The sequence below is a fragment of the uncultured Mailhella sp. genome (assembly GCF_905187505.1).
Classification (GTDB): Bacteria; Desulfobacterota; Desulfovibrionia; order Desulfovibrionales; family Desulfovibrionaceae; genus Mailhella.
This window is the reverse complement of the sequence record NZ_CAJJIC010000135.1, coordinates 1-6,205: the sequence shown is the minus strand read 5'-3', so window position 1 is coordinate 6,205 and position 6,205 is coordinate 1. Positions and strand designations below refer to the sequence as shown.

Below are 6,205 nucleotides of genomic sequence, written 5' to 3'. Positions count from 1 at the left end.
GGGGAATTATTTCCCCCGGCGGGGTGCGGGGCGGCGCCCCGCATTGCCTTTCCTGCCTTTCCTGCCTTTTCTGCGTTTTACTTTTCGGGCAGGGGCGGGGCGTTTTCAGCGCGGTCTGGGGAGGATTTCGGGAGTTTTGCGAGGGCTTCGCACTGGAGCTGTCGCAGTCTTTTGCCGGACTCAGCGCCCTTGTTTCTCCACTGTTCGGGCAGGCGGACGGCGCGGACGGCAGAGAGGTCGCGTTCGGCCATGGGTTCCCAGTTCCAGCCGCCGTCGGCTCCGGCGAGGATCCAGAAGTCGTGGAATATGCCTGTTTCCTGGAGTTTGCAGACGAGGTCTCTGCGGGTACCGGCGCGGAGCGAGCCGTACATGCCGCCCTTCATGTGCAGGACGGTGCCGGTGACGCCTGCGCGCACGAGGCGGGAGGGCAGGCGCAGGCGGGCGGCGAGGGCCTTCACGAGTTCGGAGCCTTTGAGTTCGTGGCCGTAGTGATGGGGCAGGATGGACGCGTCGGTACGGATTTTGCCGAGGTCGTGGCAGAGGGCCATCCATGCGGCGAGGGGGTGACCGGCGCAGCGGTCGAGGACTTCGAGGGTATGTTCGAGCACGGAGTTGTCGTGCCAGGGGCTGGGCCCTGCGGGGATATCTGCGGCGGGAGAGAGTTCGGCGAACCAGGGGGAAAGGCAGTCCGCGTCGCGCAGCACGGTGAAGAAGCGCGAGGGCATGGGGGCTTCGAGGGCGCGCAGAAGTTCGCGGCCCACGCGTTCGGCGGGAAGGGCTGCCACGGCATCGCCGTGGCGTCGGCAGGTTTCGCGCATGGCGTCGAGGGTCTCTTCGGGCACGGACCAGTCCGGCCAGGCGGCGGCAAAGCGCGCCGTGCGGAAGATGCGCAGCGGGTCGCGCGCAAAGGCGTCCGGCGAAGCGGGACGCAGGCGCCGCGCCTCCATGTCCGCGAGGAAATCGGGATGGCAGAAAAGTCTGCCTTCGGCATCGAAGGCGGCGGCGTTCACGGTAAGATCGCGGGTGAACATGTCGCGTTCGATGTCGTCGTCTTCCACGGGCGTGAACTCTTCCGAGCCCACCAGCCATATTCTGGGCTCATGCCCCGTATTGCGCGCCGCGGGGAAGCGCTGTAGAAAGAAGTCTTCGCCGCCGGAAAAGGAAATGTCCACGTCGTGGGCGTCTCGCCCGAGAAGAAGATCGCGCACCGCGCCGCCCACAACAAACCATTCTGCCATGTGTTTCCTCCGGCCGCATTCCGGCCGCGCCGCATCGGCGCAGACCTGCGCCCGGCCGCCCTCCCGTGGTGGAGGGGCTTGTTGAATTTTTCCGAAGGGCCGCCCCGGCGACCCGGCCATGGAGGAACCATGAACGAATGCGCCGTCGTGCGCCTGCTTTTTGAAGGCCTGCCCCCCATAGGGGAACAGGCTCCCACGGCCCTGCCCTTTTCTCCGGCGCAGCTGGCCGCCTCGCCGCTCGCCCTGCCCGAAGAGACTCCGCGCCCTGAAGATGCGCCGGGTGCCGACGCATCATCGTGCGCCGATCCATCTTCCGCGCAAGGCGGCTCCGACGCCCGCAACGCGGCGCTGCGCGGCTGGAGGAGCTGCGAAAAGAACGGCGTGCGCTGGCTTGAGCGTCCCGCGGCGGGAGTGCCCGGTCCAGTGTACCTCACGGGAGCGGCCACCTCAAGCCTCGATGCGGCGCGCCTTCTTGTGGAAGCCGATATCTTTCCCGAATGGTCCTCGGTGCTCTGCCTCTCGCAGAGCGCGGGACGCGGCCAGATGCGCCGCGCCTGGAGCTCTCCGGCCGGCAACCTCTACACCGCGCTGCGCCTGCCCATGAAGCCGCCCTTCGACTCCGAAGCCGCGGCTCCCGCCTGCGGAGCGCTCATGGCCGAGGCCCTCAGCCGCGAAGGCTGTCCCGTCATGCTCAAGTGGCCCAACGATCTTCTTCAGGCCGCTCCCACGTTCCGCCCCGGCGTCATGCCCGGACGCGAAGACTGCCGCAAGGTGGGCGGCATGCTCATGGAAGAGCGCCGCGGCGCGCTCATTGCGGGCACGGGCTTCAACATCACCTCCTGCCCGCCGAGTTCAACACTGCGGGATAACTATGCTTTTTCCGCAGGAGTCCTGTGTTGCGCAGACGGCGCGGAGCTTGCCTCAAGCCTTCCGAAGATACGAAACGGTGAAGAAATCGGCAAGAAAAACAAGGACATCGTGACTATTTTCACGCTCTGGACGCATCTTGCTAGCTCCATTTTTTCCTGCTATTCACAAGAAAAGACCCTCAAACCGTGGTGGCCCGCGCTGGCGCAAAGGCACCTCGCCTTCCGCGGCTGCCGCGTGACTCTCGCCGACGCCTGCCCCGAAAGGGAGACCATGGTCAGAATCCCCTGTGAGGGCGTGGTTGACGGCGTGACGGCATCCGGCGCGCTTCGTCTCAGTACAGCATACGGAACGGCGACGTTTCTGGGCGGCTCTCTTCTTCCCCGCGACGACGGGAGGAAAAGCCCTTCGGAACCCGCACCTTCCTCGGAGTAGAAATGTCTGCAAAAACCATGGAACAAGTTCAGGCCGAGCTCAAGGGCAAGGCCATACTGGTGGCCAACCGCGGCATCCCCGCGCGGCGCATATGCCGCGCCATACGCGAACGTTTCGGCGCCGTCGCCATCATGACGGCCACCGACGTGGACAAGACCTCCCCCGCGGCATCCGCGGCCCAGGAGCTCATGCTTCTCGGCCCCAATCCCTCCGCCTATCTGGATCTTGACCTCATCATCAGCAAGGCCAAGGCCCGCGGCGTGGTGGGCATTCATCCCGGCTGGGGCTTCGCCTCCGAAGACGACAACTTCCCGCGCAAGTGTGCGGAATCGGGCATTACGTTCATCGGCTCGACGTGCGAGTCCATGAACCTCCTGGGCAACAAGGTTCAGGCGAGAAATCTTGCCATGAAGATCGGCGTGCCCGTGGTTCCCGGCTCCGACGGCGCGGTGGACATCGAAGGCGCGCGCAAGGTCATCAAGAAGATCGGCCTGCCGGTCATGCTCAAGGCCGAGGGCGGCGGCGGCGGACGCGGCATTTTCGTCATCCGCACCATGCAGGAGCTCGAAGACGCCTTCGTGAAGGCGTCCACCATGGCCGAAGCCTCGTTCGGCAATCCGCGCCTGTTCGTGGAACGCTATCTTGAGCACGTGCGGCACATCGAAATTCAGGTGATCGCCGACCAGTACGGCAACGTGTTCGCCTTCGACGAACGCGACTGCACCGTGCAGCGCAACCATCAGAAGCTCGTGGAAATCACGCCTTCGCCGTGGCCGGGCATGACCGAAAAGCTGCGCAATCAGCTCAAAGAATACGCCCGCGCCCTCATCAAGGCCGTGAACTACTACTCCCTCGCCACGGTGGAATTTCTGGTCACGCAGGACGGCACGCCCTACATGATCGAAGTGAACACCCGCCTCCAGGTGGAGCACGGCATTACCGAAAGCCGCTACGGCATCGACCTCGTGGGCGCGCAGATCGCCATTGCCTTCGGCGCGAAGCTCCCCTTCGACGAAGAAAACACCAAGCCCCAGAACTGGGCCATGCAGGTCCGCATCAACTGCGAAGACCCGCAGAACAACTTTACGCCCAACTGCGGCCGCGTGGTGCGCTACGAATCGCCCGGCGGTCCCGGCATCCGTCTGGACTCCAACCTCTGCTCCGGCTACGACTTCCCCTCCAACTACGATTCCGCGGGCGCGCTTCTCATCGCCTTCGGCAAGAGCTGGGAACGCATTCTGAGCGTCATGGACCGCGCGCTGGAGGAATACACCATCTCCGGCATCAAGACGACGATCCCCTTCTATCGCCACATCCTGCAGAACGAACAGTTCCGCTCCGCGAACTTCGATACGAACTTCGTGGCCAACACGCCGGAACTCTTCGATTATCAGGACCTCGCGCCCGAAGGCGAACGCCTGAGCCACCTCGTGGCGGAAATCTCGGCCAAGGGCTACAATCCCTTCGTGCAGCTCGGCGCCTACCGCTCCGTGGACACGCCGCGCCTGCCCGCCTTCGAGCCGGTGCTTCCGCACATCTCCGGCGCGGACCGCTACGCCCCCAGTCCCTACCCGCATGAACGCGATCAGCTGCTGGAATTTCTGCGCGACTCCAAGATGGTGCACTTCACCGACACCACCACCCGCGACATGACGCAGTCCAACACCGGCAACCGCTTCCGCCTCGCCGAAGACGCGCTCATCGGCCCCTATCTCGATTCGTGCAACTTCTTCTCCCTGGAAAACGGCGGCGGCGCGCACTTCCATGTGGCCATGATGGCCAACATGACCTACCCCTTCACCGAGGCCCAGGCGTGGAACCAGTTCGCCCCCAAGACGCTCAAGCAGCTGCTCGTGCGCTCCACCAACGTGCTCGGCTACACCCCGCAGCCGCGCAATCTCATGAACATCACCGGCGAAATGATCTGCGACAACTACCAGATCATACGCTGCTTCGACTTCTTGAACGACATGCGCAACATGCGTCCGCTCGCCGAAGTGGTGCTCTCGCGCAACGACGTGGTGTTTGAACCCGCCCTGTCCATTTCCGTGGCCAAGGGCTTCGACGTGGATCACTACCTCGACGTGACCGCCGCCACCCTCGACATGGTGGGCAACATCGCGGGCTGCAACCAGAAGGACGCCTCGCGCAGAATCATTCTGGGCCTCAAGGACATGGCCGGCATCTGCTCGCCCACGTTCATCGCCACCCTCGTTCAGGCCATCAGAAAGCGCTGGCCCGACCTCGTGCTTCACTATCACCGCCACACCACCGACGGCCTGTTCATCCCGGCCGTGGGCGCGGCCGCCAAGGCCGGCGCGCAGATCGTGGATACCGGCCTCGGCGCCAGCGTACGTACCTACGGTCAGGGCGACGTGCTCGCCACCGTGGCCTACATGGAAAACGAACTCGGCCTCAAGACCATGGTCAACAAGGACATGATCGCCCAGGCCAACTTCGTGCTCAAGCAGATCATGCCCTTCTACGACCGCTACTGCTCGCCGTACTTCCAGGGCACCGACTACAACGCCGTGAAGCACTGCATGCCCGGCGGCGCCACCTCCTCGTCGCAGGAAGGCGCCATGAAACAGGGCTACATCCAGCTTCTGCCCCACATGCTGCGCTTCCTTGCCGCCATCCGGCAGATCGTGCGCTACCACGACGTGACCCCCGGTTCCCAGATCACCTGGAACACCGCCTTCCTCGCCGTGACCAACGCCTTCAAGCGCAGCGGTGAAAAGGGCGTGCAGGAACTCATCCGCGTGGCGGAACTTGCCGCCGTCACCCCCGAAGAGGAAGTGGACGACCTGCTGCGTGAACAGCGCCTCGACATCTACCGCGACTGCAACGACGCCTTCAGGAACCTCCTGCTCGGCAAGTTCGGCCGCCTGCCGCTCGGCTTCCCCGCCGACTGGGTGTACGAAAGCGCCTTCGGCAGCTCGGCCTATCGCTCCGCGCTGGCGTCCCGTACCGAGGATTCCCCCCTCGATCACCTGAAGGACGTCAACGTCAAGGCCGAAGAAAAGGCCTGCGCCGCCATCATCAAGCGCACCCCCACCGACGAAGAACTGGTCATGTACCTGAACCACCCCGGCGACGCCGTCAAAACCATGCAGTTCGTCAAGAAGTACGGCGATCCCAACCGCCTGCCCCTGCACGTGTGGTTCGAAGGCCTCAAACAGGGTCAGGAACTCCAGTTCACCGACTCCAGCGGCAAGCCCCACAAGATGACCATCTTCCGCGTGAGCCCCGTCACCGACCACGGTACCGTCACCGTGCGCTACAGCTTCGACTCCATCATCATCAGCCATGAAGTCAAAGTGGCCGAAGGCCGCATGGCCGCCGCCGATACCACCATGGCCGACGAAAACAACATCTACCAGGTGGCCGCTCCCTCCAACGGCGACCTGTGGGTCATGTACGTCAAGCCCGGCGACATCGTGAAGGCCGGAGATGAACTGTTCAACATCTCCATCATGAAGCAGGAAAAGGCCGTGCTCGCCCCCACCGACGGCATCGTCAAACGCGTGCTCAAAACCGCCGACTACCAGACCACCCGCAAGATGATCCCCGTCCGCGAAGGCGAACTCATCGTCGAACTCGGCCCCTGCCCCACCGTCTGCCCCAAACCCCACTGCGGCAAGCCCCTCCCCTCCGCCCCCATG

3 protein-coding genes are annotated in these 6,205 nt (G+C 64.2%); 2 read left to right on the top strand and 1 reads right to left on the bottom strand.

Annotated features, from left to right (window positions below):
- Positions 1-77 precede the first annotated feature (77 nt).
- Positions 78-1,238, bottom strand: coding sequence for a polynucleotide adenylyltransferase (locus QZZ60_RS10030; protein ID WP_295641038.1), 1,161 nt, complete (start codon positions 1,236-1,238; stop codon positions 78-80).
- 129 nt (positions 1,239-1,367) lie between these two features.
- On the opposite strand from QZZ60_RS10030, the gene QZZ60_RS10025 reads away from it, so the two are divergent.
- Together QZZ60_RS10025 and QZZ60_RS10020 are read left to right on the top strand one after the other, a co-directional pair.
- Entirely contained in the window at positions 1,368-2,540 is a 1,173-nt protein-coding gene (locus QZZ60_RS10025; RefSeq protein WP_295641036.1) for a hypothetical protein, read from the top strand.
- Positions 2,541-2,542: 2 nt separating this feature from the next.
- A partial coding sequence (locus QZZ60_RS10020; RefSeq protein WP_295641034.1) for a pyruvate carboxylase occupies positions 2,543-6,205 on the top strand: 3,663 nt, incomplete at its 3' end.